The following is a 501-nucleotide window of genomic DNA, read 5'->3' as shown; positions in this document are numbered from 1 at the left end:
CAGCAGCCAAGCGGCTGGTCGAGCGAGGCAGCGTCGCAATAAGCTCGAACTGCGGCTTCTCTATCCGGCACCAGGCGGCGGTGGCCGCGTCGGTGAGTGTGCCCGTGGCAATGTCAAGCCTGATGCTTCTGCCGGCGTTGCTCCGCCAGTTGCGGAAGCGCGCCAAGATCGCCGTCGTGACCTTCGACTCGACACACTTGAGCGAAGATCTGCTCGGGGTCGATGATCCCGACGAGCGCGCGAGCATCGTGATCGGAGGCATCGAAGGCGGCAAGTATTGGCACGAGGAGTTGAAGCGTCCGCCGCAATGGCCCGGCATTCCCGCTCTTGAGAGCGATGTCGCCACCTGCGTCGCGCGCCTCCGTGCCGCACATCCGGAGATCGCCGCCATTCTGCTCGAATGCACGGCATTCCCCCTGGTCGCGCCGGAGATCCGCCGTATCACTAGCTTACCCGTCTACGACATCACGAGCCTCTGCCGGCTAATGATCACATCTCTCG

General features: G+C 63.9%; 1 protein-coding gene. It reads left to right on the top strand.

Annotation, left to right across the window (positions count from 1 at the left end):
* The coding region (locus tag H8B02_RS47725) for an aspartate/glutamate racemase family protein (RefSeq protein WP_229172577.1) at positions 1-501 on the top strand (501 nt) is incomplete at both ends.

Origin of the sequence: Bradyrhizobium altum, from assembly GCF_020889705.1 — a bacterium.
In the GTDB taxonomy this organism is placed as follows: Bacteria; Pseudomonadota; Alphaproteobacteria; order Rhizobiales; family Xanthobacteraceae; genus Bradyrhizobium; species Bradyrhizobium altum.
This window is presented reverse-complemented; position numbering and strand designations above follow the sequence as displayed.